Origin of the sequence: Aggregicoccus sp. 17bor-14 (assembly GCF_009659535.1) — a bacterium.
GTDB lineage: Bacteria > Myxococcota > Myxococcia > Myxococcales > Myxococcaceae > Aggregicoccus.
On record NZ_VJZZ01000024.1, the window covers coordinates 1 to 21,556 of the forward strand.

The window sequence follows — 21,556 nt, forward strand, 5'->3', positions numbered from 1 at the left end:
CCTCGGCGGACACCTCAAGCGCAACGGCCCCCCCGGCTGGCAGACGCTGGCCCGCGGCCACGAAGCCCTCACCGCCGCTCTCGTCGGCTTCCGCGCCGCAACATGTGATCAATCTTGAGGAACACTTCGTCCACGCGCGGTCGGCTCCGGAAGGTGTCCGTGGGCCGGCATCCCCGTGCGCCCCCGGAGCGTGGCGCGGTGGCGACGCCCTTTCGGGCTGGGCGCAGGCGCGCCGCATCTGTCCCTCCTGGGTCCACCCGGAGCCGCGCGCGACGCCGTGCCGGACTGCCCGCGGCGCACGGCCTTCCGCCGCGGACCTGGCATCGGAGTCGTGCCCGGATCGCCCCTGTGGATCTGGGCTCAGGCTGCCTGGAGCGAGCCCTCCGCCGCAGCGGACCTGCGAGCCGCCGCGAGCCGACCGCGAGGCAGCAGGCGCGTGCTGTTGAGGATGAAGGCCAGCTCCGAGGCCACGTGGATGAAGGCCGCCAGCAGCGGATTGAGCAGCCCCACGCTCGCGAGCACGATGCCCGCGCTGTCCACGAGCAGCGTGCCCGAGAAGTTCTGCAGGATGATGCGCCGGCAGCGGCGCGCCACCCGCAGTGCCTCCACGAGCACGAGCAGGTCGTCACCCAGCAGCAGCACGCCGGCGCTCTCGCGCGCCACCTCCGTGCCGCCGCCCATGGCCACGCCCACGTGCGCCTCCATCAGCGCGGGCGCGTCGTTGATGCCGTCGCCCACCATGGCCACGCGCGCGCCGCCGCCGCGCAGCTGCCGCACGCGCGCGAGCTTGTCCTCGGGCAGCAGCTCCCCGGCCACCTCGTCCACCCCCAGCTGGCGCCCCACCGTGTCCGCGATGGCCCGCGCGTCGCCCGTGAGCAGCACCGTGCGCAGGCCCATCCCGCGCAGCGCCGTCACCGCCTCGCGCGCCTCCGGGCGCAGCACGTCCGCCACCCGCAGCGCGCCCAGCAGTCGACCGCCGCGCGAGACCACCACCTCCGAGAGGTGCGAGGGAGCCGGGGGTAGCCCCTCCACTCCTGCCGCCGCGACGAAGGCGCGGCTTCCCACGCGCACCTCCTCGCCACCGGGAGCGCGGCAGCGGATGCCCGCGCCCGGCGTGTACTCGAAGTCCTCGGGCTGCACGGTGGGCAGCCCCAGCGTCCCCGCCTTGTCCAGGATGGCGCGCGCCAGCGGGTGCTCACTGGGCCGCTCCGCGAGCGCTGCCGCCTCCACCACCGCCTCCGCGCTCACGCCCGGCGCCGGGAGCACCTCCACCACCTCGGGCTTGCCCAGCGTGAGCGTGCCCGTCTTGTCCAGCACCACCGTGTCCACCTGGCCCAGCGCCTCCAGGTGCACGCCGCCCTTCACGATGGCGCCGCGCGCCGCCGCCTGGCCGATCGCCCCGAGGATGGCGAGCGGCGTGCCCGCCGCGATGCCGCAGGCGCCCGCCACGATCACCACCGAGATGGTGGCGCGCGCATCGCGCGTGAGGAGGAAGGTGAGCAGCGCCGCGCCCAGCGCGAAGTACACGAGGTAGCCTGCGAGCCGGTCCGCCGTGCGCTGGATGGGGGCGCGGCTCTTCTCCGCACGCTCCACCGCCTCGATGATGCGGCCGAAGGCGGTGTCCCGGCCCACGCCCGCGGTGCGCACCTGCAGCGTGCCCGCCTGGTTCACCGTCCCCGCGTAGACGCGGCTGCCCGCGACCTTCTCCACCGGCAGGCTCTCGCCCGTCACGCTGGACTGGTCCACCGAGGAGTGCCCCGAGACCACCGTGCCGTCCACCGGCAGGCGCGCCCCCGGGCGTACCAGCACCACGTCTCCCGCACGCACCTCGGCGATGGGCACCGGGTGCGTCTCCGCGCCGCGCTGCACCGCCGCCTCCTGCGGCATGAGCCCGAGCAGGTGCTCGATGGCGTGCCGGCCGCGCGACACCGTGAGGTGCTCGAGCACCTCCGCCACCAGCACGAAGAGCACGATGACGCACGCCGTGAAGCTCTCGCCGATCGCCAGCGCCGCCGCGATGGCGATGGTCATCGACAGCTCCATCGTCATCCGGCGCGCGAAGAGCGAGGAGAGGGCCTCGCGGTAGATGGGGTAGCCGCCCAGCACTGCCGCCACCAGCGCCACCACGTCCACCGAGGCCACCGGCCGCCACAGCCCCGTGAAGCTGACGAGTGCCGCGAGCGCTACCAGCCCGATGCGCACGAGCTCCGCGGTGTCTGCTCCGTGCGCGTGGTCGTCGTGTCCGTGCTCGTCGTGCGCGTGGTCGTGGTGGCCATGCGCGTGGTCGTCGTGACCGTGCTCGTCGTGATGATCGTGTGCGTGATCGCCGTGCGCATGGTGCGCGTGTGCGACATGCCCGTGCTCACCGTGCTCATGCGCGTGGTGGTCGTCGTGTGCGTGGTGCGCCGCCGGCGCGGTGGTGCGCGCTTCGGCCTGGGCATCGAGGGAGGCGGGGCGATGGGGCTTCGAGGACATCGGTTCTCCAGAGAAAGGGGTTCAGCGCAGGTAGGTGCGCAGCGCCTCGAGCAGCTCGCGGGTGGCCTCGGCCTGCGCGGAGGCGGGGCGGCGGCTCGGATCCACGATGTGGTGGCGCACGTGGCCCTCGACCACCTCGGTCATCAGGCCTCCCGTGGCTCCGCGCACCGCGGCGATCAATTGCAGGAGCTCACCGCACTCGCGCTCCTCGGTGAGTGCGCGCTCGATCGCCTCGACCTGGCCGCGCAGCCGCCGCACCCGCTTGAGCAGCCGGTCCTTGTCCTGCGTGGTGTGTGCCATGTCCACGCCCCTATACCCCCGGGGGGTATGTGGCAAGCGGTGCGTCCGGGACAGGCTCCTGCCGCAGGAGATCTTCTGGTGCGAAGAAGGCGTGGGAGGGATTCCACCTCGGGCACCTGCGGCGCTGAAACTTCTGTAGGCCTGCGCTCACCCTTCTGCGCGCTGTCTCGTTGAACCCCTCTCATCCGGCCCGTACACTCTTGCTCATGCGGTTGCGCTCGCTTGCCTCCCTGCTGCTCCTGGTCGTGACCGCCTGGACGGCCACGCCCGCGCAGGCGTTCGTGCGCTGCAGCGCGAGCGCGCAGGTGGCGGCGGCGAGCAAGTCCGCGTGCAGGCGCCCCTGTGGCCACTGCAAGCAGTCCCCGGGCCCCACGCTGGCCGCCGCCTCCGAGGCGAGCTGCTGCACCCTGCAGGCACCTCCTCCGCAGTCCGCCGGTGACAATCGGCAGGGCGCCACGTCCGAGGTGCAGGGGCCGCAGCTCGCCCTCCTGCCCTCCGCCGCCGTCGCCGTCCTGGCGGCTCCCCGCCCGCTCCCCGCTCCACAGCCCGTGGCGCAGCGGGCCCTCGCTCCACCGCTGCAGCGCTGCCGTCCCCTCCTGAGATGAGCCCACTTCGTCCGCGGCGCCCGCGTGCCGTGGACGAAGGCCCGTGAGCGGTGCGCTGCGAGTCCCGGCCCTACGTGCGGCCCGGGCGCCCGTCCGCATCCCGCTCCACAGCCGCGCCAGGATCTGAGCTCCGGACGCGCAGCGCTGCTGCGTGAGCCCGTGGCTCCGAGTCCCTCGCGCGCATGACGGCAACGGCGGCGCCCTCGCGAGAGGAGCGCCCGTGGACTCCTGGAGTGGACATGTTTCTCGCAGTGGTGGGCAGCGCCGCGCTCGTGCTCGCGGCGCAGGTGCCTGGAGAGAGCGCGGGGGGAGCCCGTGACGCCGCGATGAGCGACGGCGCGCTCGCGGGCCCCGCGCTCGAGCGGACCTCGCTCGTGCAGGCGGTGCTCGCGCACAACCCCTCGCTCGCGCAGGCGCGCGCCGGTTGGCAGGCCGCGGCGGCCCGAGGCGCGCAGGCGAGCGCGCTCGAGGATCCGATGCTCAGCTACAGCGTCGCACCGCTCAGCCTCTTCAGCGACAGCGTGCGCTTCGGCCAGGTGGTGGAGCTCTCGCAGTCCCTGCCCTTCCCGGGCAAGCGCCGGCTCGCGGGCGAGGTGGCCGGCGCGGAGGCATCCGCCGCGCGCGGGGAGTGGGAGGTGGCGCGCGCACGGCTCGCCCTCGCGGCCTCGCAGCTCTACGACGACTGGACGGTGGTGCACCGCGCGCTCGCGCTCACCGACGAGCACGAGGCGCTGCTCGTCGCCCTGAAGAAGAGCGCCGAGGCCCAGTACGTCGCAGGCCGCGCCACCCAGACGGACCCGCTGCAGGCCGAAGTGGAGTTGAGCGAGCTGCTGCACGAGCGCGCGATGCTCGAGTCGCGCCGCACGAGCGTGCGCGCGCGGCTCAACGGCCTGCTGCACCGCGCCCCGCAGCTGCCTCTCCCGCCGCCTCCGGCGCAGCCGCCCGAGCCGCAGGTGGCGGCGCTGCCGGAGAGTGAGGTGCTGCAGGCGGAGGCCCTGCGCCTGCGCCCCGAGCTCGCGGCGGTGCGCGCGCGCCTCGGTGGAGGGGAGGCCGCGGTGCGGCTCGCCCAGAAGAACGCGCTGCCGGACCTGCGCGTGATGGGCTCCTACAACTCCATGTGGATGGAGACGCAGCACCAGTTCATGGCGGGCGTCTCCGTGTCGCTTCCCCTGCAGCTGGGGGCGAAGCGGGCCGCGCGCGAGGAGGCGCGAGCTGCGCTGCAGGGGCTGCAGCAGGACGAGGCCCGGCTCGCGGACGAGGTGCGCGTGGAGGTGGAGGAGGCGCGCGCGGGGCTGCTCGAGGCCCACCACGGGCTCGCCATCTTCCGCGAGCGCCTGCTGCCCGCCGTGCGCGACCAGGTCGCGGCCGCCCGCGCGGGCTTCGCCGCAGGACGCATCCCCTTCAGCACCGTCCTCGAGGCCGAGCGCGCCCTGCGCAGCGCGCAACTGCGCCTCGAGGAGGCGCGCAGCGACGTGTCCCGCCGCCAGGCGGAGCTCGCACGCGCCACCGGACACATCCCCGCGCTGCCCTCCGAAGGGGGCGCCCGATGACGTTCCACACCCGCCGGCAGGCGAAGCGCACGCGCGCCACCGGCCACATGTCTGCACTGCCCTCCGTAATGAGCCTCCCGATGACGCCGCGCACTCGACGCCTGCTGCTGCGGGGGCTCGGTCGCATCCCCGCGCTGCCTTCCGAAGGAGGCTCCCGATGACGCCGCACTCCCGACGCCTGCTCCTGCGCGGGCTCGGCCTGCTCTCGCTGCTGCTCCTCATCGCGCTCTTCTGGCGCCCCCTCGTCGCCTGGTTCAGGGGCTCTCCGGCGCCGCGGATGGCGGTGCACGCGCCCGCGCCCACTGCCCAGGCGCAGGCCGCGCTTCCGCCCGCGGCGCTCGACGCGGTGCGCACCGCCTTCGCCGCGGCCGAGGGCGTCCGCACGCTGCTCGCGCGCGACAGCGTGGAGGGCCTCGCGCCGCGCGCCGAGGCCACCGTGCAGGCGCTGCGCACGGCGACCGGTGCCCTGCCCGCCGGCAGCGCGCCCTCGCTCGCGGCCGAGCTGAATGCAGGGACCGAGGCCGCCTCGCGGCTCGCCCACGCGACGGCGCTCCCCGAGGCGCGTACCCACTTCGCCGCCCTCTCGCAGCGGCTCGAGGCACTCGCGCGGATGGACCCGCGGCTGCAGCAGGGCTGGGTCATCTACTCCTGCCCGATGACGAAGGGCCCCGCGCGCTGGGTGCAGCGGCCCGGTGCGCTCGCCAACCCGTACATGGGCGAGAAGATGCTCGCCTGCGGCACGGCGGTGGCGTGGAGCGAGCCTGCCGCCCCGCACGCCCACGCGGGCGAGGTCGCCTACTACACCTGCCCGATGCACCCCGCGGTGCGCCAGGCGCAAGGCGGGCAGTGCCCCATCTGCGGCATGGACCTCACCGCCGTCACGCGCGCGGACGTGGACGAGGGCGTCATCCGCGTGGACGAGGCGCGCCGCGAGCGCATCGGCGTGCGCACCGCCGTGGTCGCGCTCGCGCCCTTGCACCGCGCGGTGCGCGCCTTCGGCCGCGTCACCTACGACGAAACGGCGGTGCAGGACGTCACCCTCCGGCTGGACGGCTACATCGAGGGCCTGCACGCCTCGGCCACCGGCCAGCAGGTGAAGCGCGGCGACGTGCTCTTTCGCCTCTACAGCCCGGAGCTCTACGCCGCCCAGGCCGAGTACCTCCTCGCGCGCCAGGGGCAGAGCGCGGCGAACGCCTCGCTCGTGGCGGCGAGCCGGCAGCGCCTGAAGCTGTGGGGCCTCACGGACGCGCAGGTGGCGCAGCTCGCCGAGCGTGGCCGCCCCGCGGAGCGCGTGCCCTTCTTCGCCCCGGCGAGCGGCTACGTGCTGGAGAAGAACGTGGCGGAAGGGGCCGCGGTGAAGGCGGGGGAGCGGCTCTTCCGCATCGTGCCCCTCGAGCGCGTGTGGGTGGAGGCCGAGGTCTACGAGCAGGACCTCTCGCAGGTGAGGGCGGGCCAGGCGGTGGAGGTCACGCTGCCGGCGCTGCCGGGCAAGCAGCTGCGCGGCACGGTGGGCGCGGTGCTCCCCACGCTGGACCCCTCGACGCGCACGGGCCGGGTGCGCGTCGTCCTCGCCAACGAAGGGCTCGCGCTCAAGCCGAGCATGTTCGCGGACGTGCGCTTCGAGGTGGCGAGCGGCGAGCGCCTGCAGGTGCCCGAGGAGGCGGTGCTCTACACGGGTCCGCGCACGCTGGTCTTCGTGGACCTGGGGGACGGAAGGCTCGCGCCCCGCGAGGTGCGGCTGGGCCTGCAGGGAGAGGGGACGTGGGAGGTGCTCTCCGGGGTGAAGGCGGGAGAGCGCGTGGTGACGCAGGGCAACTTCCTGCTCGCCGCCGAGAGCCGCATCCGCTCGGGCGCGGAGTACTGGGGGGAGGGCGCGGATGACGCCCGCTGACACGGAAGCGCCGAAGCACGGGCCCATCGCGCGGCTCATCGCGGCGAGCGCGCGCAACCCCCTGCTCACGCTGCTGCTCACGCTCGCGCTCGCAGCGTGGGCCGCCTTCGCGCTGCACGGCACGAAGCTGGACGCGGTGCCGGACCTCTCCGACACCCAGGTCATCATCTTCACCGAGTGGATGGGGCGCTCGCCGGACCTCGTCGAGGATCAGATCACCTACCCGGTCTCCTCTGCGCTGCTCGCCGCGCCGCGGGTGAAGGCGGTGCGCGGCCAGTCCATGTTCGGCATGTCCTTCGTGTACGTCATCTTCGAGGACGGCACGGACCTGTACTGGGCGCGCAGCCGGGTGCTCGAGTACCTCAACACCGCCCAGGGCAAGCTCCCGCAGGGCGTCACGCCCACGCTGGGTCCCGACGCCACCGGCGTGGGCTGGGTGTTCGAGTACGCGCTGCGCGACCGCAGCGGACGGCACGGGCTCGCGGAGCTGCGCAGCCTGCAGGACTGGAACGTGCGCTACGCGCTCTCCAGCGTGCCTGGGGTCGCGGAGGTGGCGAGCCTGGGCGGCATGGTGCGCCAGTACCAGGTGCAGGTGGACCCGCAGCGGCTGCGCGCACAGGGCCTGATGCTCTCGGACGTGGCGCGGGCGGTGCGCGCCTCGAACGGGGACGTGGGCGGCCGGGTGCTGGAGCTCGCGGGGCACGAGCACGTGGTGCGCGGGCGCGGCTACGTGAAGAGCGTGGCGGACCTGGAGAACGTGCCGCTCAAGGTGGGCAGCGGGGGCGCCCCGGTGCTGGTGAAGCACGTGGGCACGGTGTCCCTGGGGCCGGACCTGCGCCGCGGCGTGGCGGAGCTGGACGGCGAGGGCGAGGTGGCGGGCGGCGTCGTCGTGATGCGCTACGGCGAGAACGCGCTGCAGGTCATCGAGCGGGTGAAGGCGCGGCTCGAGGAGGTGAAGAGGAGCCTGCCCGAGGGCGTGGAGCTGGTGGTCACCTACGACCGCTCCGGGCTCATCCAGGAGTCCGTCCACACGCTCACCCGCGCGATGGTGGAGGAGCTGCTGGTGGTGAGCCTCATCATCTTCCTCTTCCTGCTGCACGTGCGCAGCGCGCTCGTCCCCATCCTCACGCTGCCCGTGGCCGTGCTGCTCGCGTTCCTGCCCATGTACTACCAGGGGCTCACCGCGAACATCATGAGCCTGGGCGGCATCGTGGTCGCCGTGGGCGCGATGGTGGATGCGTCCATCATCCTCATCGAGAACGTGCACAAGCGGCTCGAGGAGTGGGAGGAGTCAGGAAGGCCCGGCGCGCGGCGCGAGGTGATCATCTCCGCGATGCAGGAGGTGGGGCCCAGCATCTTCGGCTCGCTGCTGGTGCTCACCGTGGCCTTCATCCCGGTGTTCACGCTGGAGAGCACCGAGGGCCGGCTCTTCAAGCCGCTCGCGTACACGAAGACCTGGTCCATGGGCTTCGCCGCGGTGCTCGCGGTGACGCTCACCCCGGCGCTCGCGGCGCTCTTCATCCGCGGGCGCATCCGGCGTGAGGACGAGAACCCGGTGAACCGGCTGCTCATCCGGCTGTACACGCCGGTGGTGCGCTGGGTGGTGCGCCACCCGCGGCGCGTCGTCGCCTTCTCGCTGCTCGCGATGGTCTTCACCGTCCCGGCCTTCCTGCGGCTGGGCAACGAGTTCATGCCGCCGCTCAACGAGGGGGCCATCCTCTACATGCCCACCGCGCCCCCGGGCATGAGCGTGACGGAAGCCGCGCGCGTGCTGCGCAGCATGGACGCGGAGCTCAAGCGCATCCCCGAGGTGGTGAGCGTGTTCGGCAAGGCGGGGCGCGCGGAGAGCCCCACCGACCCCGCGCCTCCCTCCATGTTCGAGACCACCGTGGTGCTCAAGCCGCGCGGCGAGTGGCGCCCGGGCCTCACGTGGGAGGGCCTGCTGCGCGAGATGGACGAGCGGCTGCAGTACCCGGGCATGCCCAACATCTTCTGGATGCCCATCCAGACGCGCACCGAGATGCTCGCCACGGGCATCCGCAGCCCGCTGGGCATCCAGGTGTACGGCGACAGCCTGCAGGACATCGAGCGCGCGGCGGTGGCGGTGGAGCGCGCGGTGGCGCAGGTGCCGGGCACGCGCAGCGCGTTCGCCGACCGGGCCACTGGCGGCCTCTACCTGGACGTGACGGTGAAGCGCGAGGAGGCGGCGCGCCTCGGCCTGAGCGTGGAGGACGTGAACGAGGTGGTGTCGGGCGCCATCGGCGGCGAGACGGTGAGCCAGACGGTGGAGGGGCGCGAGCGCTATCCCATCAACGTGCGCTACGCGCGCGAGTACCGCGACACGCCGGCGGCGCTCGGCGAGGCGCTGGTGGCCACGCCTTCCGGCGCCCAGGTGCCGCTCTCGCAGGTGGCGGAGGTGAAGAGCGTGCAGGGCCCGCCGATGCTGCGCAGCGAGGGCGGCAAGCTGCTCACCTCCGTGTTCGTGGACACCGAGCGCCCCATCGCGGACTACGTGCAGGAGGCGCGCGCCGCGGTAGAGCGCGAGGTGAAGCTGCCCTCCGGCGTGCGGCTCGAGTGGAGCGGGCAGTTCACCTACTTCGAGCGGGCGAAGGAGCGGCTGCGGCTGGTGGTGCCCGCGACGCTCTTGCTGGTGGTGCTGCTGCTCTACCTCAGCACGCGCTCGTGGGCGGAGACGGCCATCGTGATGCTCGCGGTGCCCTTCAGCCTCATCGGCGCGGTGTGGCTGCTCTACCTGCTCGGCTACAACATGAGCGTGGCGGTGTGGGTGGGGCTCATCGCGCTCGCGGGGCTGGACGCGGAGACGGGGGTCATCATGCTGCTCTACCTCACGCTCGCGCACGGCAAGGCGAGCGCGGAGGGGCGCATGCGCAGCGCCGCGGACCTCGAGGCGGCCATCCTGGTGGGCGCGGCCCAGCGCATCCGCCCGAAGCTGATGACGGTGGCGGTGGACATGATCGGCCTGCTGCCCGTGCTCTGGGCCACCGGCACCGGCTCGGACGTGATGAAGCGCATCACGGCGCCGCTGGTGGGCGGGCTCGTCACCAGCTTCCTGCTCGAGCTCACCGTGTACCCGGCCGTCTTCGCGCTCTGGAAGCGGAGGGGGCTGGCGCGCGAGAGCGCAGCGGCCGAGGAGGCGGTGCCCGCTATCCCTCGTCCTTGACCTGCTGGGCGAGGTAGTTCGCCTCGCCCAGCTGCTTCATCAGCTCGAGCTGGCCCTCGATCCAGTCCACGTGCTCCTCGCTGTCCACGAGGATGCGCTCGAGCAGCTCGCGGCTGCCGTTGTCGTTCACGCTGCGGCACAGCGCGATGCCGTCGTTGAGCGACTTCACGCTGTCGAGCTCCACCTGCAGGTCGAGCCGGAACATCTCCGCGACGCTCTCGCCCACGTTCACCTTGCCGAGGCGCTGCAGGTTGGGCAGCCCGCCCAGGAAGAGCACGCGCGCGACCAGCCGGTCCGCGTGCTTCATCTCCCCGATGGACTCGTCGCGGATCTTCTTCCAGAGCCGCGCGTAGCCCCAGTTCTCCACGATGCGCGCGTGGAGCCAGTACTGGTTGACGGCCGTCAGCTCGGCCGTGAGCACGTCGTTGAGGAGGGCGATGATCTGCGGATGGCCGTTCATGCTGCCGTGGACGCTAGGGCCGGCACGCTCACCGCGCCATTGCCCTCCGGCCGCGCCGTCGCGGGCCCGGCAATGGGCGTCACGCCCTGCAGCAGCTGGCTGATCTGCGCCTTGCACGTCCCGCAGTCCGTCCCCGCGCCGCACGCCGACCCCACCTGCCTCACCGTGCAGGCCCCCGCATCGATGGCTCGACGGACGACGCGGTCGGACACGGCACGGCAGACGCAGACGATCATTGCTTCCCCTGAAGCGCGCGGCGACCACCGACGTGGCGGCCCACTCCGCTCGCCCTGCCATGCTCCCATGTGCGATATTGACTTTGCAAGTCACTCTCAACTATGTGCGGGCTGCTCGCCGGTAGGGCGAGCGAACGCCCTCACCCCGAGACGAGACCCACCCCGATGCTGCGCCCCCTGCACCTGCTCCCCCTGCTGCTCGCGCTCGCCGCGCTGGTCCCCGCCGCGGCCCACGCGAACGAGCGCCACTTCACCTACAGCTACGAGACGGCGGTGCTGCCGCCGGGCGCGCGCGAGATCGAGATGTGGACCACGCTGCGCGCGGGCCGCGACGCGGGGCGCTACGTGGCCTTCGAGCACCGAGGCGAGTTCGAGCTGGGCCTGACGGACCGGCTGCAGACCTCGCTGTACCTGAACTTCAGCACCGTGAGCCAGGAGGTGGTCCCCGGCCAGCTCGCGACCACCACCCGCTTCGACAGCGTGAGCAACGAGTGGAAGCTCAAGCTGCTGGACCCCGTGGCGGACGCGGTGGGCCTCGGCCTCTACGGCGAGGTGGCCTTCGGGCCCGAGGAGGCCGAGCTCGAGCTGAAGCTGCTGCTGGACAAGCGCGTGGGACAGCTGCTGCTGGTGGGCAACCTGGTGCTGGAGAACGAGCTGGAGTTCGAGCTCGAGGAGACCGAGCCCGAGTTCGCCGCCGAGCTCACCCTGGGCGCCACCTGGTTCTTCACCCCCGGCTTCAGCGCGGGCGTGGAGCTGCGCAGCGTGAACGCCTTCCCGGAGGGCGAGGGCTGGCGGCACTCGGCCCTCTACGCAGGCCCCGTGGTCGCCTACGCGCAGCCCGGCTGGTGGGTGGCCCTCAGCGTGATGCCCCAGCTGCCCGCGCTCAAGAAGCCCGAGGGCACCACCAGCAGCCGCATCCTCGACGAGCAGGAGAAGCTCAATGCACGCCTCCTCTTCAGCTTCGCCATCTAGGCGCGCGCTGCGCACCGTCCTCGGCGCCGCAGCGCTCGCGGCCGCGGCCTGCGCGGGCGCCCGGGTGCACCTGCCCGAGCCCACCGAGGCGCTCGCCGCGCACGTGCCGGGCACCAGCGTCGCCGAGCTGGGCGAGGGCCGCCGCCTCTTCGTCGGCCGCTGCTCCGGCTGCCACAACCTGCCCGACCCCAAGGCCTACCGCGCCGACGAGTGGCCGGCGCAGGTGTCGGAGATGGGCGCGCGCGCCCGCCTCTCCGCCGAGCAGCAGCAGCTCGTCGCGCACTACCTGCAGGCGGCCGCGCTCGATGTGCCCGCCCCGGCTCCGGCTTCGCAGCCCACGGCTGCGCGCTAGAGCTGCGCGCGCCGCAGCCGCAGCGCGTTGCCGATGACCGAGACGCTGGAGAGGCTCATCGCGGCGCTCGCCACCATGGGGCTGAAGAGCAGCCCCGTGAAGGGGTAGAGCGCCCCGGCGGCGAGGGGCACGCCCAGCGAGTTGTAGACGAAGGCGAAGAAGAGGTTCTGCCGGATGTTGCGCACGGTGGCGCGGCTGAGGCGGCGCGCGCGCACCAGCGCCCGCAGGTCTCCCTTCACCAGCGTGACGCCCGCGCTCTGCATCGCCACGTCGGTGCCGGTGCCCATGGCCACGCCCACCTCGGCCTGCGCGAGCGCCGGCGCGTCGTTCACCCCGTCGCCCGCCATCGCGACGCGGCGCCCCTCGGCCTGCAGGCGCTTCACCCACGCGCTCTTCTGCTCGGGCAGCACCTCCGCGTGCACCGCCTCGAAGAGGCCGCCCAGCTGCCGCGCCACCGCGTCCGCCGTGGCCTGGCTGTCGCCGGTGAGCATCACCAGGCGCAGCCCCTCGCGCCGCAGCGTGCGCAGCGCCTCGGGCGTGGTGGCCTTCACCGGGTCCGCGACGCCGAGCAGCCCCGCGAGCCGCCCGTCCGCCGCGACGAACATCACCGTCTGTCCCTCGCGCCGCAGCGCCTCCGCCTCGGCGACCGCCGCGCCCGGCTCCACGCCCAGCTCCGCGAGCAGCCGCGCGTTGCCCAGCGAGACCTGCACGCCGTCCACGCGCCCCGTCACCCCGCGCCCGGTGAGGGACTGGAAGTCCTGCACCTGTGAGAGCGCCACGCCGCGCTCCTGCGCACCCCGCACGATGGCGTCCGCGAGCGGGTGCTCGCTGCCGCGCTCGAGGCTCCCCGCGCGCCGCAGCAGCTCTGACTCATCGTGGCCCGCGAGCGGCTGCACCGAGACGAGGCGCGGCTTGCCCTCGGTGAGGGTGCCCGTCTTGTCCAGGACGAGCGTGTCCACGCCAGCGAGCGTCTCCAGCGCTTCGGCATCGCGCACGAGCACGCCGGCCTGCGCGCCGCGCCCCATGCCCACCACGATGGAGATGGGCGTCGCGAGCCCGAGCGCGCAGGGGCACGCGATGATCAGCACCGCGACCGCGTTGACCAGCGCGTGGGCGAGCCGCGGCTCCGGCCCCCACACGCCCCACAGCAGCGCCGTGACGAGCGCCACCGCGATCACCGTGGGCACGAAGATGCCGGAGACCGTGTCCGCGAGCCGCTGGATGGGCGCGCGGCTGCGCTGGGCCTCGGCCACGCGCGCCACGATCTGCGCGAGCAGCGTGTCCTTGCCCACGCGCTCGGCGCGCATCACCAGGCCGCCCGTGCCGTTCACCGTGCCGCCCGTCACCCGCGCGCCCGCGGCCTTCTCCACCGGCACGCTCTCGCCCGTCACCATGGACTCGTCCACGCTGCTCGTGCCCTCCAGCACGGTGCCGTCCACGGGCACCTTCTCGCCGGGGCGCACGCGCAGGCGGTCTCCCACCTGCACGCGCTCGAGCGCCACGTCCTCCTCGTGCCCGTCCTGCCCGAGCCGCCGCGCCGTCTTCGGCGCGAGCCCCAGCAGCGCCCGGAGCGCGCCGGAGGTGGCGTGGCGCGCGCGCAGCTCCAGCACCTGCCCCAGCAGCACCAGGGTGGTGATGACGGCGGCCGCCTCGAAGTACACGTGCACGCCGCCCGCGCCGGTGTGGCCTCGGAATGCAAGCGGCAGCGTGCCGGGCAACAGCGTCGCCCAGAGGCTGAAGGCGTAGGCCGCGCCCGTGCCCAGCGCGATGAGGGTGAACATGTTGAGGTGCCCGGTGCGCACCGAGCGCCAGCCGCGCGCGAAGAAGGGCGCGCCGCCCCAGAGCACCACGGGCGTGGCGAGGAGCAGCTGCACCCAGCTGAACTCCAGGCCGGGCAGCAGGCGCTGCACGCGCGGGCCCACCAGCATGTCGCTCATGCCCAGCAGGAAGACGGGGAAGGTGAGCGCGAGGCTCACCCAGAAGCGCCGGCGCATGTCCACCAGCTCCGGGTCCGGCGCCTCCTCCAGCGTCACGGTGCGCGGCTCGAGCGCCATCCCGCAGAGGGGGCAGCTGCCCGGCGCATCGCGCACGATCTCCGGGTGCATGGGGCACACGTACTCGGTGCGCGTGGCGAGGAGCTGCGGCGTCTCGGGCTCCAGCGCCATGCCGCACTTCGGGCACGGGCCAGGCTCGTCCTCGCGCACCTCGGGGTCCATCGGGCACACGTACGCGGCGCCCTCCGGAGCGGGCTCGGGCTCGGGGCGTGGGGCGGGCGAGAGGTAGCGCGCGGGCTCGGCCGCGAACCGCTCGCGGCAGCGCGGGTTGCAGAAGAAGTGCGCGTGCCCTGCGTGGGTGTGGCTCCCGCCCTTCGCGTGCGCGGGGTCCACGGTCATCCCGCACACGGGGTCGATCGCCGTGGCCTGCGCAGGCTGAGGAAGCGTTGAGGAGTGGCGGTGGGTCATGGGCTGCTGGGTCCTTTCACACAGGGCCAACGCCGCTTCGATTCCGCTCTTACACCCCCGGGTGCACCCCCTCTTGAAGCCCGCCCGCCTTGTGGGCAAGTGTGCGCGGCCGCAACCCCGGGGGGACGACATGGGCTCGAAGCCGCAGCAGCAGCGCTACATGACCAGCGCCGTGCAGATGGTGTACCGCAAGCTGGGCAACCGGGCCGTGGTGGGCCCGCTGCTCGAGCGCCACTACGAGGCGCTCTTCGCGGGCAACCGGGAGCAGAACCTCTTCCGCGGCGCGTACGACTCCTTCGAGGCCGCGCAGGCGAGCGCGCCCCGCTCGCGCCCCGTGGGCTACGACCACCCCGAGCCGGCGAAGATGTACCGCGACCGCTTCGAGCGCGTCTTCACCAACGACTACCCGATGATGCTCTGGCTCGAGCGCGCACTGCAGGCCTCGGGCGAGGCGCCGCGCGTCTTCGACTTCGGCGGGCACGTGGGCTTCGCGCGCTACACCTTCGCGCGCTACCTGCGCTTCCCCGCGGGGCTGCGCTGGCAGGTGTGCGACGTGCCGGCGGTGGTCGCCGAGGGCGAGGCCATCGCCCGCGAGCAGGGCATGCCGGGGCTCAGCTTCACCACCGACCGCGCCCAAGCGGACGGAGCGGACGTGTTCTTCGCCTCCGGCTCGCTGCAGTACGTGCCCACTCCGCTCGCCGAGATGCTCGGCGCGCTGCGGCAGCCCCCGCCCCACCTGCTGCTCAACATGCTCTCCCTGCACCCCACGCGCTCCGCCGTGACGCTGCAGAGCATCGGCACCGTGTTCTGCCCCTACGCCATCTTCCAGCGCGACGCCTTCGTGCAGTCGCTCGCCCCGCTGGGCTACCGGCTCGTGGACAGCTGGGACAACCCGGACAAGGGCTGCACCATCCCCTTCCACCCCGAGGTCTCGGTCAGCGGCTACACCGGCCTGTACCTCTCGCGCGTGGCGCCGGGGGCCGCAGCGGCGTAGAGGAGGGGGCATGGACGCCACCACCGAGCGTGTCTCCCCCGCGCTGCTGGCCAACCACCAGCGCTTCCTCGCCTTCCTCGAGCGGCGCGTGGGCAGCCGCGCGCGCGCCGAGGACATCCTGCAGGCCGCCTTCGTGCGCTCGCTGGAGAGCGGCCGCGTGCCCGACGACGAGGAGAGCGCCGTGGCGTGGATGTACCGCACCCTGCGCAACGCGCTCGTGGACCAGTACCGCCGCGAGGGCACCGAGGCGCGCGCGCTCGAGCGCGAGGCCCGGGGGGCGGACGAGGCCGCGCCCGACGCCGAGCTGCACGCCACCGTGTGCGGCTGCATGAAGGACCTGCTGCCCGAGATGAAGCCCGAGTACGCGGAGCTGCTGCAGCGCGTGGACCTCGAGGAGCGCCCCCTGCCCGAGGTCGCCCGCGAGCTGGGCATCACCGCGAACAACGCTGGCGTGCGCCTGCACCGTGCGCGCGCGGCGCTGCGCCGGGAGTTGCAACGCAGTTGCGGGAGCTGCGCGACGCACGGGTGCCTGGACTGCGGGTGCGCGCGCAAGCGGGCCGCGGCGCAGGGGGCGGCGGAGCGCTAGGGGCAGGCTCCCTCTCCCAGAGGGAGAGGGAGGACACGGTCAGTCGTTCGTGGGCTCTGGCGCAGCGGCGGGTGCGTCCGCGACGAGCACCGGCTCGCCCTGCTCGGGCAGGTGCGGCTTGCCGGTGAAGTCGATGAAGTGGCCGCTCTTGGCCGCCTTCGTCTCCAGGTAGAAGCGGTTGTGCGCGTTGGGCGGCATCACGTGCGGGATGCGCCCCGTCACCTTCACGCCGTGCTGCTCGAGCTGGCGCACCTTGTCGGGGTTGTTCGTGAGCAGCGCCACCGAGCGCACCCCGAGGCTCTGCAGCATGTGCGCCGCCACCGCGTAGTCGCGCTCGTCGTCGCGAAAGCCCAGCGCGCGGTTGGCCTCCACGGTGTCCAGCCCGCGGTCCTGCAGCGCGTAGGCGCGCACCTTGTTGAGCAGGCCGATGCCCCGGCCCTCCTGGCGCAGGTAGAGCAAGAGCCCCCGCTCCTGCGCGCCCAGTTGCCGCAGCGCCGCCTCCAGCTGGTCGCGGCAGTCGCAGCGCAGGCTTCCCAGCGCATCGCCGGTGAGGCACTCGGAGTGCAGCCGCGTGGGCACCGCCTCCGCGCCGACCACGTCTCCGTGCACCAGCGCCAGGTGCTCCTTGCCGTCGCGGTTGTTCCAGAAGGCCACGATGCGGAAGGTGCCGAAGCGTGTGGGCAGATCCGCCACCGCGTCCACCCGCACGCACACGTGCTGCGCGCCGAAGCCCGCGCAGTCGTGGGTGCGGTCGCGCTCGACGAGATCCTCGAGCCGCACCGCCTTCGCCGCCTCGCCGCCGCTGGTCATCGCGTCTGTCCCCTCTGCCTGAGTCCCTGCCACACACCCAGGGTAAGCCTCCGGCGCGGGCCCCGCTCGCTCCGCGTGCCCCCAAGTGTCGGTGGACGGCGCCGCACGGGGGCTCCCCGGGTGCCTCCTGCCTGGCTGCCCTGCAGTGGAGCAGGCCCGCGCGGGCGCGCACTAGGCGCAGGCGAGCGGCAGGCGCAGGGTGAAGGTGGAGCCCTCGCCGGGGCGGCTCTGCACCTCCACGCTGCCGCCGTGGGCGCGGGCAATCTCACGGGTGATGTAGAGCCCCAGCCCCAGGCCGCTCACCTCGCTGGGGCTGATGGCGCGCTCGAAGCGCTCGAAGATGCGCGTGAGGTCCTCGGCGCGCACGCCCAGGCCGTGGTCCTGTACCTCGAGCAGCGCGTGGCCTGCGTGCACGCGCGCGCGCACCTGCACCGGCCGGCCCCGCCCGTACTTGAGCGCGTTGCTCAAGAGGTTGGTCACCGCCTGCTCGAGCCGGCTGCGGTCCCACACCCCGATAATCGGCGCGCCGCGCCCCCGCTGCAGCTGGATGCGGCCCGCGTCGAGCGAGGGCTCGTCGGAGGCGTGGTCCACCGTCTCCTCGAGCAGCTCGCCCAGGTCCACCGGCGCGCGCCGCAGCGCGAGCTGGTGTGCGTTGATGCGCGAGACGTCCAGCAGGTCGCTCACCAGCTGCGAGAGCCGGCGCACCTGGCGGTCCGTGCGCCCCAGCGTGCGCGCGAGCTTCTCCTCCTCGGGGCTGCGCGCCTGGTCCATGCGCTGCGCGAGCAGCCGCTGCAGCCCCTGCACCTGGAGCTTGAGGCTGGTGAGCGGCGTGTTCAGCTCGTGGCTCGCCACGCCGAGGAACTCGTCGCGCGCCTGCACCGCGCGCTCGAGCCGCTCCTCGGAGGCGCGGAAGTGCTTCAGCTGGTGCACCATCCAGTCCACCCGCCGCTCGGCGCTCTCGCGCCCCAGCACCATCGCCGGCGTCTCGTAGAAGAGGTTCGCGCACACCTGGTCCCCGAGGATGGCGATGGGGTGGGTGCGCAGCACGTCGCGGATCAGGTCCGCGCCGAAGCGGCGCCGGTTGTACTGGCAGATGGCGAGCGCGGGCTGGCCCGGGAAGAAGTCGTTGAGCAGCGCCTCGTACTCCACCAGGTCCTCGCACCCGCACTCGCGCCCCAGCGCCCAGGTCATCTCGCCGGTGACGCGGAAGCCCGAGAAGCCGCGCTCGGCCGCCTCGCGCACCGTGTCCCCGAGGAAGGAGATCATCCCCGGCGGGTTGAAGCTGCCCTCGCGCAGGTAGGCCTCGCGCTTCGAGAGGAACACGAGCGCGCCGCGCGCCACGTGCCGCTCCACCTCCACGCCGTGCGCCTGCAGCGCGTGGCGCACCTCGTCGATGCTGTGCTCGTCCGTGATGTACGCGCAGGCCTCGTTGCGCGCGAGCCCCGCCGTGAGGAAGGGCACCACCGCCGCCCACTGCTCCTCGGGCGTCTCGTACACGAGGCAGTAGTGCTCGCCGTGCTTCATCGCCTCCACCTGCGAGTCGAGGGGCGCGGGCTTCGCGAGGGAGGGGGGCTGGCTCTGGAGCATGTGGGGCCGAACGGGGAGCCCCGCTGGAAGATTTCGGGATGCCCGAGGCCAGGTGGGCGAGCAGGCGGAGGGCCGCTGCGTCCGGGGATCGTACCGGCGTACGGAGCGGAAAGTCCCCGGCGCGGCACTTACCTTCACGGCCATGCGACCCCGGGTGCTGGTGCTGAGCGACAGTGAGGAACTCCTGCCGGAGCTGACGAAGGTCCTGGACCGCGTCGGCTTCGAGACCGGGTGCGCGCGCGTGGCGGAGCTCGAGCGCGACGAGGTGGACCTGGGCACCCTGCTGCACGGCTTCGACCCGCAGGTGGTGGTGCTGGAGCTCGCGCTGCCCTACGCGCGCAGCGGCGCCTTCCTGCGCGAGCTGCGCGCGCGGCCCGAGGCCCACGGGCGCGGCGTGGTGCTCGTCTCGGCCAACGCGCGCGCCGCCGCACGGCTCGCCGGACTGGATCCGCGCGAGCCGGTGCTCGAGCTGCTGCTCGCTCCCGAGGACCTCGCCCAGCTCGTTACCCGCGTGGCCGCGGCCGCGCGCGTGCCGGCAGGCGAGGACCTGCACGCCGGCTCGCCCTGAGACTGTGCGCTGCTCGGGATCACCTGGGCTGCAGCCGCGGGGAGCGCTGAGAACTCTCGCATGGGGCATCGCTCCTGCGCCGCAGCAGCCTCGAGGGGCGTCAGGACCGGAAGGGTGGCGGTGCGCTGCGGCCGCTCGCGGTGGGGCGTCGCCGGCTCCGCAGCGCTCAGGGGTGACACGCTGGCAGTCCTCGCGTCTTCCTCGCGGCCGTCGCCTGGAATGAAGCTTCCTTCTGCGCACCGTCCGCGCTGCCTGCCGAGGGCCCTCGCGTGGAGCGAAACGTCCATTCCACGTGGGAGGTCTCTGGCCCCCGAGCTCCGCTTCACTCTGAGTGTGTCCCCCCTCGGGAGCGGCGGCCCGCGTCGCGCAAAAACGTAAAATAGGATTTTACCTTTTTGCATCGCGCGCCGGTCCGCGCCCGGGAGGGGCGTCCCCTTTCGAGACAGCAGTCCACGCGTCGTGGACGGTTTCACCCTCTTTGAGAAGCCCCGTCCCCTCCCGGCCTCTCCTGCTCGAGGCCGTGCGCCCCGCGCCACTCTCGCGTGTCCGTGCAGTGCTTCTACAGGTGGTGACGCAGCGACGCGACGCGGGGGCAGGGACGCGGCCGGCGCACGCCTCCAGGCCTGCGCGGCTCAGGACAGGGCATGGACCTGGCCTCCGAGCGCGCGCAGGCGGCGCACGCGCTCCTCCGTCTGCGGGTGGGTGCTGAACAGCGCCATCAGCCCCTGCGCGCCGGTGAGCGGGTTGACGATGAAGAGGCTCGCGGTGGCGGGCTGGGCGGCGCCCGGCTGCGCGAACACCTGCGCCCCGTGCTGCAGCTTGAGCAGCGCGCGGGCGAGCCCCTCGCTGTCCCCCGCGATGCGCGCGCCGGTGCGGTCCGCCTCGTACTCGCGCGAGCGCGAGATGCCCAGCTGGATGAGCGTCGCGGCGAGCGGCGCCACCAGCGCGAGCAAGAGCAGCTGCAGGGGGCCGGGGCCCTCCTCGTCACTGCCGCGGCCGGTGAAGAGGTGGCCTGCGAAGCCGGCCGCGTGCGCGAGGTAGGTCACGGCCGCGGCCACGGTGGCCGCGATAGAGGAAAGCAGGATGTCGCGGTTCTTGATGTGCGCGAGCTCGTGGGCAATCACCCCGCGCAGCTCGCGCTCGTCGAGCAGCCCCAGCAGGCCGGTGGTCACCGCCACCACGCCGTGCGCGGGGTCGCGCCCCGTGGCAAACGCGTTGGGCTGCGGGTCCTGCATGACGAAGAGGCGCGGCATCGGCAGGCCCGCGCGCGCGCTCAGCTCCTCCACGAGCCGGCGCAGCCCCGGGGCCTCGCCGGGAGAGAGCTCGCGCGCGCCGTGCATGCGCAGCACGAGCTTGTCCGAGAAGAAGTAGGCGCCCACGTTGAGCGCCACCGCCAGCACCGCGGCGAAGCCCGCGTAGCCGGGGCCGAGCAGGCTCCCGGCGGCGATGAAGGCCCCCGACAGCAGGCCGAGCAACAGGACCGTCTTCAGCTGGTTCATGGACCTTCTATTTGCGGCCCACCCGGCCCATCGGCCAGGAGATAAATCGGGCGAAGCCCATCGGGAGCGCCTATAGGAGCCGCATGTCCGCCTGGCTCAACTACCACCACCTCTTCTACTTCTGGACCACGGTGCGCGAGGGCAGCGTCTCTGCGGCGAGCCGCAAGCTGCGGCTCGCGCAGCCCACGGTGAGCGAGCAGCTCAAGAGCCTGGAGGAGAGCCTCGGGGTGGAGCTGTTCAGCCGCGTGGGCGGCAAGCTGGTGCTCACCGAGCTGGGGCGCCACGCCTACCGCTACGCGGACGAGATCTTCACCCTGGGGCGGGAGCTGCAGGACTCGCTGCAGGGGCTGCCCACGCGCCGCGGAGAGCGGCTGGTGGTGGGCATCGCGGACGTGGTGCCCAAGCTGGTGGCGAGCCGGCTGCTGGAGCCTGCGCTGCAGCTGCAGCCGGAGGTGCACCTCGTCTGCCGCGAGGACCGCCAGGACCGGCTGCTCGCCGAGCTCGCGGTGCACGCGCTGGACGTGGTCATCACGGACGCGGCGGTGCCCGCGGGCAGCGCCGTGCGCGCCTACAGCCACCTGCTGGGCGAGAGCGCCGTCACGCTCTTCGCGCAGAAGACGCGCGCCGAGCGCCTGCGCCGCCACTTCCCCAGGTCGCTCGAGGGCGTGCCCATGCTGCTGCCCACCGAGGGCACCAGCCTGCGCCGCCAGCTCGCCGCATGGATGGAGGGCGAGCGGGTGCGCCCGCGCATCGTGGGCGAGTTCCAGGACGCCGCCCTGCTCAAGACCTTCGGGCAGCTGGGGATGGGCGTGTTCCCGGGCACCGCGGTGCTCGAGGAGCAGATCTGCGCCCAGTACGGCGTGGCGGTGGTGGGGCGCCTGGAGAGCGTGCGCGAGCGCTTCTACGCCATCACCGTGGAGCGAAAGCTGCGCCACCCCGCGGTCGTCGCCGTGTCCGAGGCCGCGCGCAACAGCCTCTTCCCCCGGCCCTGAGGCCCGCGTCCGCCCCTGGGACGCGCCCTTCCCAGC

At 73.4% G+C, this 21,556-nt stretch carries 17 protein-coding genes; 9 read left to right on the forward strand and 8 right to left on the reverse strand.

The annotated features are described in order from the left end of the window. Positions 1-360: 360 nt before the first annotated feature. Complete coding sequence (locus FGE12_RS28925; protein WP_153869887.1) at positions 361-2,475, reverse strand: cation-translocating P-type ATPase; 2,115 nt, start codon at positions 2,473-2,475, stop codon at positions 361-363. 21 nt (positions 2,476-2,496) lie between these two features. After that, a complete protein-coding gene (locus tag FGE12_RS28930; protein WP_153869888.1) occupies positions 2,497-2,775 on the reverse strand; it encodes a metal/formaldehyde-sensitive transcriptional repressor in 279 nt (92 codons plus the stop codon). Between the two features lie 844 nt (positions 2,776-3,619). On the opposite strand from FGE12_RS28930, the gene FGE12_RS28935 reads away from it, so the two are divergent. From FGE12_RS28935 to FGE12_RS28945, 3 genes are all read left to right on the forward strand, one after another. Next, positions 3,620-4,930: a TolC family protein gene (locus FGE12_RS28935; RefSeq protein ID WP_228531202.1), complete on the forward strand. Its 1,311-nt coding sequence runs from the start codon at positions 3,620-3,622 to the stop codon at positions 4,928-4,930. A gap of 157 nt (positions 4,931-5,087) precedes the next feature. Then, positions 5,088-6,821, forward strand: a complete 1,734-nt coding sequence (locus FGE12_RS28940; RefSeq protein ID WP_153869890.1) for an efflux RND transporter periplasmic adaptor subunit — start codon at positions 5,088-5,090, stop codon at positions 6,819-6,821. Next, complete coding sequence (locus tag FGE12_RS28945) at positions 6,808-10,002, forward strand: efflux RND transporter permease subunit (protein ID WP_153869891.1); 3,195 nt, start codon at positions 6,808-6,810, stop codon at positions 10,000-10,002. Before FGE12_RS28940 ends, FGE12_RS28945 begins: the two co-directional genes overlap by 14 nt. Here FGE12_RS28945 and bfr read toward each other — a convergent pair. Beyond that, the gene (gene bfr / locus FGE12_RS28950; protein ID WP_153869892.1) at positions 9,986-10,462 is read right to left on the reverse strand and encodes a bacterioferritin; all 477 of its coding nucleotides are present in this window, start codon (positions 10,460-10,462) and stop codon (positions 9,986-9,988) included. The two genes, FGE12_RS28945 and bfr, sit on opposite strands and share 17 nt — an antisense overlap. After that, a complete protein-coding gene (locus FGE12_RS31105) occupies positions 10,459-10,767 on the reverse strand; it encodes a (2Fe-2S)-binding protein (RefSeq protein WP_153869893.1) in 309 nt (102 codons plus the stop codon). The genes bfr and FGE12_RS31105 overlap by 4 nt, the downstream gene beginning before the upstream one ends. Positions 10,768-10,863: 96 nt before the next feature. Between FGE12_RS31105 and FGE12_RS28960 the strand changes: the two genes are divergently transcribed. Both FGE12_RS28960 and FGE12_RS28965 read left to right on the forward strand, forming a co-directional pair. Continuing rightward, positions 10,864-11,670, forward strand: a complete 807-nt coding sequence (locus FGE12_RS28960; RefSeq protein ID WP_153869894.1) for a DUF6662 family protein — start codon at positions 10,864-10,866, stop codon at positions 11,668-11,670. Further along, complete coding sequence (locus tag FGE12_RS28965) at positions 11,639-12,022, forward strand: hypothetical protein (RefSeq protein ID WP_153869895.1); 384 nt, start codon at positions 11,639-11,641, stop codon at positions 12,020-12,022. Before FGE12_RS28960 ends, FGE12_RS28965 begins: the two co-directional genes overlap by 32 nt. Here FGE12_RS28965 and FGE12_RS28970 read toward each other — a convergent pair. Beyond that, positions 12,019-14,484, reverse strand: a complete 2,466-nt coding sequence (locus FGE12_RS28970; RefSeq protein WP_153869896.1) for a heavy metal translocating P-type ATPase — start codon at positions 14,482-14,484, stop codon at positions 12,019-12,021. The genes FGE12_RS28965 and FGE12_RS28970 overlap by 4 nt on opposite strands. 130 nt (positions 14,485-14,614) lie before the next feature. Here FGE12_RS28970 and FGE12_RS28975 point away from each other — a divergent pair, with 130 nt between their 5' ends. Together FGE12_RS28975 and FGE12_RS28980 are read left to right on the forward strand one after the other, a co-directional pair. Further along, a complete protein-coding gene (locus FGE12_RS28975) occupies positions 14,615-15,478 on the forward strand; it encodes a TIGR04325 family methyltransferase (protein WP_194798384.1) in 864 nt (287 codons plus the stop codon). Positions 15,479-15,488: 10 nt separating this feature from the next. Further along, positions 15,489-16,064, forward strand: coding sequence for an RNA polymerase sigma factor (locus FGE12_RS28980; RefSeq protein WP_153869898.1), 576 nt, complete (start codon positions 15,489-15,491; stop codon positions 16,062-16,064). Positions 16,065-16,103: 39 nt separating this feature from the next. Here the strand turns inward: FGE12_RS28980 and ribA are convergent, their stop codons facing one another. Both ribA and FGE12_RS28990 read right to left on the reverse strand, forming a co-directional pair. Then, complete coding sequence (gene ribA, locus FGE12_RS28985; RefSeq protein WP_153869899.1) at positions 16,104-16,874, reverse strand: GTP cyclohydrolase II; 771 nt, start codon at positions 16,872-16,874, stop codon at positions 16,104-16,106. Positions 16,875-17,045: 171 nt separating this feature from the next. Next, the gene (locus FGE12_RS28990; RefSeq protein ID WP_153869900.1) at positions 17,046-18,461 is read right to left on the reverse strand and encodes an MEDS domain-containing protein; all 1,416 of its coding nucleotides are present in this window, start codon (positions 18,459-18,461) and stop codon (positions 17,046-17,048) included. Positions 18,462-18,603: 142 nt separating this feature from the next. Between FGE12_RS28990 and FGE12_RS28995 the strand changes: the two genes are divergently transcribed. After that, complete coding sequence (locus tag FGE12_RS28995) at positions 18,604-19,029, forward strand: hypothetical protein (RefSeq protein ID WP_153869901.1); 426 nt, start codon at positions 18,604-18,606, stop codon at positions 19,027-19,029. A gap of 632 nt (positions 19,030-19,661) precedes the next feature. Here the strand turns inward: FGE12_RS28995 and FGE12_RS29000 are convergent. Then, complete coding sequence (locus FGE12_RS29000; RefSeq protein ID WP_153869902.1) at positions 19,662-20,528, reverse strand: M48 family metalloprotease; 867 nt, start codon at positions 20,526-20,528, stop codon at positions 19,662-19,664. Positions 20,529-20,611: 83 nt separating this feature from the next. On the opposite strand from FGE12_RS29000, the gene nhaR reads away from it, so the two are divergent. After that, positions 20,612-21,520 (forward strand): transcriptional activator NhaR, encoded by a 909-nt coding sequence (gene nhaR, locus FGE12_RS29005; protein ID WP_153869903.1) that lies wholly within the window; start codon positions 20,612-20,614, stop codon positions 21,518-21,520. The last annotated feature ends 36 nt before the right edge of the window (positions 21,521-21,556 follow it).

Coding starts and splice junctions, on each gene's coding strand:
- FGE12_RS28945 (WP_153869891.1), top strand. CDS start 6,808: ATGACGCCCGCTGACACGGAAGCGCCGAAGCACGGGCCCATCGCGCGG.
- FGE12_RS28925 (WP_153869887.1), bottom strand. CDS start 2,475: ATGTCCTCGAAGCCCCATCGCCCCGCCTCCCTCGATGCCCAGGCCGAA.
- nhaR (WP_153869903.1), top strand. CDS start 20,612: ATGTCCGCCTGGCTCAACTACCACCACCTCTTCTACTTCTGGACCACG.
- FGE12_RS28940 (WP_153869890.1), top strand. CDS start 5,088: ATGACGCCGCACTCCCGACGCCTGCTCCTGCGCGGGCTCGGCCTGCTC.
- ribA (WP_153869899.1), bottom strand. CDS start 16,874: ATGACCAGCGGCGGCGAGGCGGCGAAGGCGGTGCGGCTCGAGGATCTC.
- FGE12_RS28980 (WP_153869898.1), top strand. CDS start 15,489: ATGGACGCCACCACCGAGCGTGTCTCCCCCGCGCTGCTGGCCAACCAC.
- FGE12_RS28935 (WP_228531202.1), top strand. CDS start 3,620: ATGTTTCTCGCAGTGGTGGGCAGCGCCGCGCTCGTGCTCGCGGCGCAG.
- FGE12_RS28960 (WP_153869894.1), top strand. CDS start 10,864: ATGCTGCGCCCCCTGCACCTGCTCCCCCTGCTGCTCGCGCTCGCCGCG.
- FGE12_RS28965 (WP_153869895.1), top strand. CDS start 11,639: ATGCACGCCTCCTCTTCAGCTTCGCCATCTAGGCGCGCGCTGCGCACC.
- FGE12_RS28975 (WP_194798384.1), top strand. CDS start 14,615: ATGGGCTCGAAGCCGCAGCAGCAGCGCTACATGACCAGCGCCGTGCAG.
- bfr (WP_153869892.1), bottom strand. CDS start 10,462: ATGAACGGCCATCCGCAGATCATCGCCCTCCTCAACGACGTGCTCACG.
- FGE12_RS28990 (WP_153869900.1), bottom strand. CDS start 18,461: ATGCTCCAGAGCCAGCCCCCCTCCCTCGCGAAGCCCGCGCCCCTCGAC.
- FGE12_RS31105 (WP_153869893.1), bottom strand. CDS start 10,767: ATGGGAGCATGGCAGGGCGAGCGGAGTGGGCCGCCACGTCGGTGGTCG.
- FGE12_RS28995 (WP_153869901.1), top strand. CDS start 18,604: ATGCGACCCCGGGTGCTGGTGCTGAGCGACAGTGAGGAACTCCTGCCG.
- FGE12_RS28930 (WP_153869888.1), bottom strand. CDS start 2,775: ATGGCACACACCACGCAGGACAAGGACCGGCTGCTCAAGCGGGTGCGG.
- FGE12_RS29000 (WP_153869902.1), bottom strand. CDS start 20,528: ATGAACCAGCTGAAGACGGTCCTGTTGCTCGGCCTGCTGTCGGGGGCC.
- FGE12_RS28970 (WP_153869896.1), bottom strand. CDS start 14,484: ATGACCCACCGCCACTCCTCAACGCTTCCTCAGCCTGCGCAGGCCACG.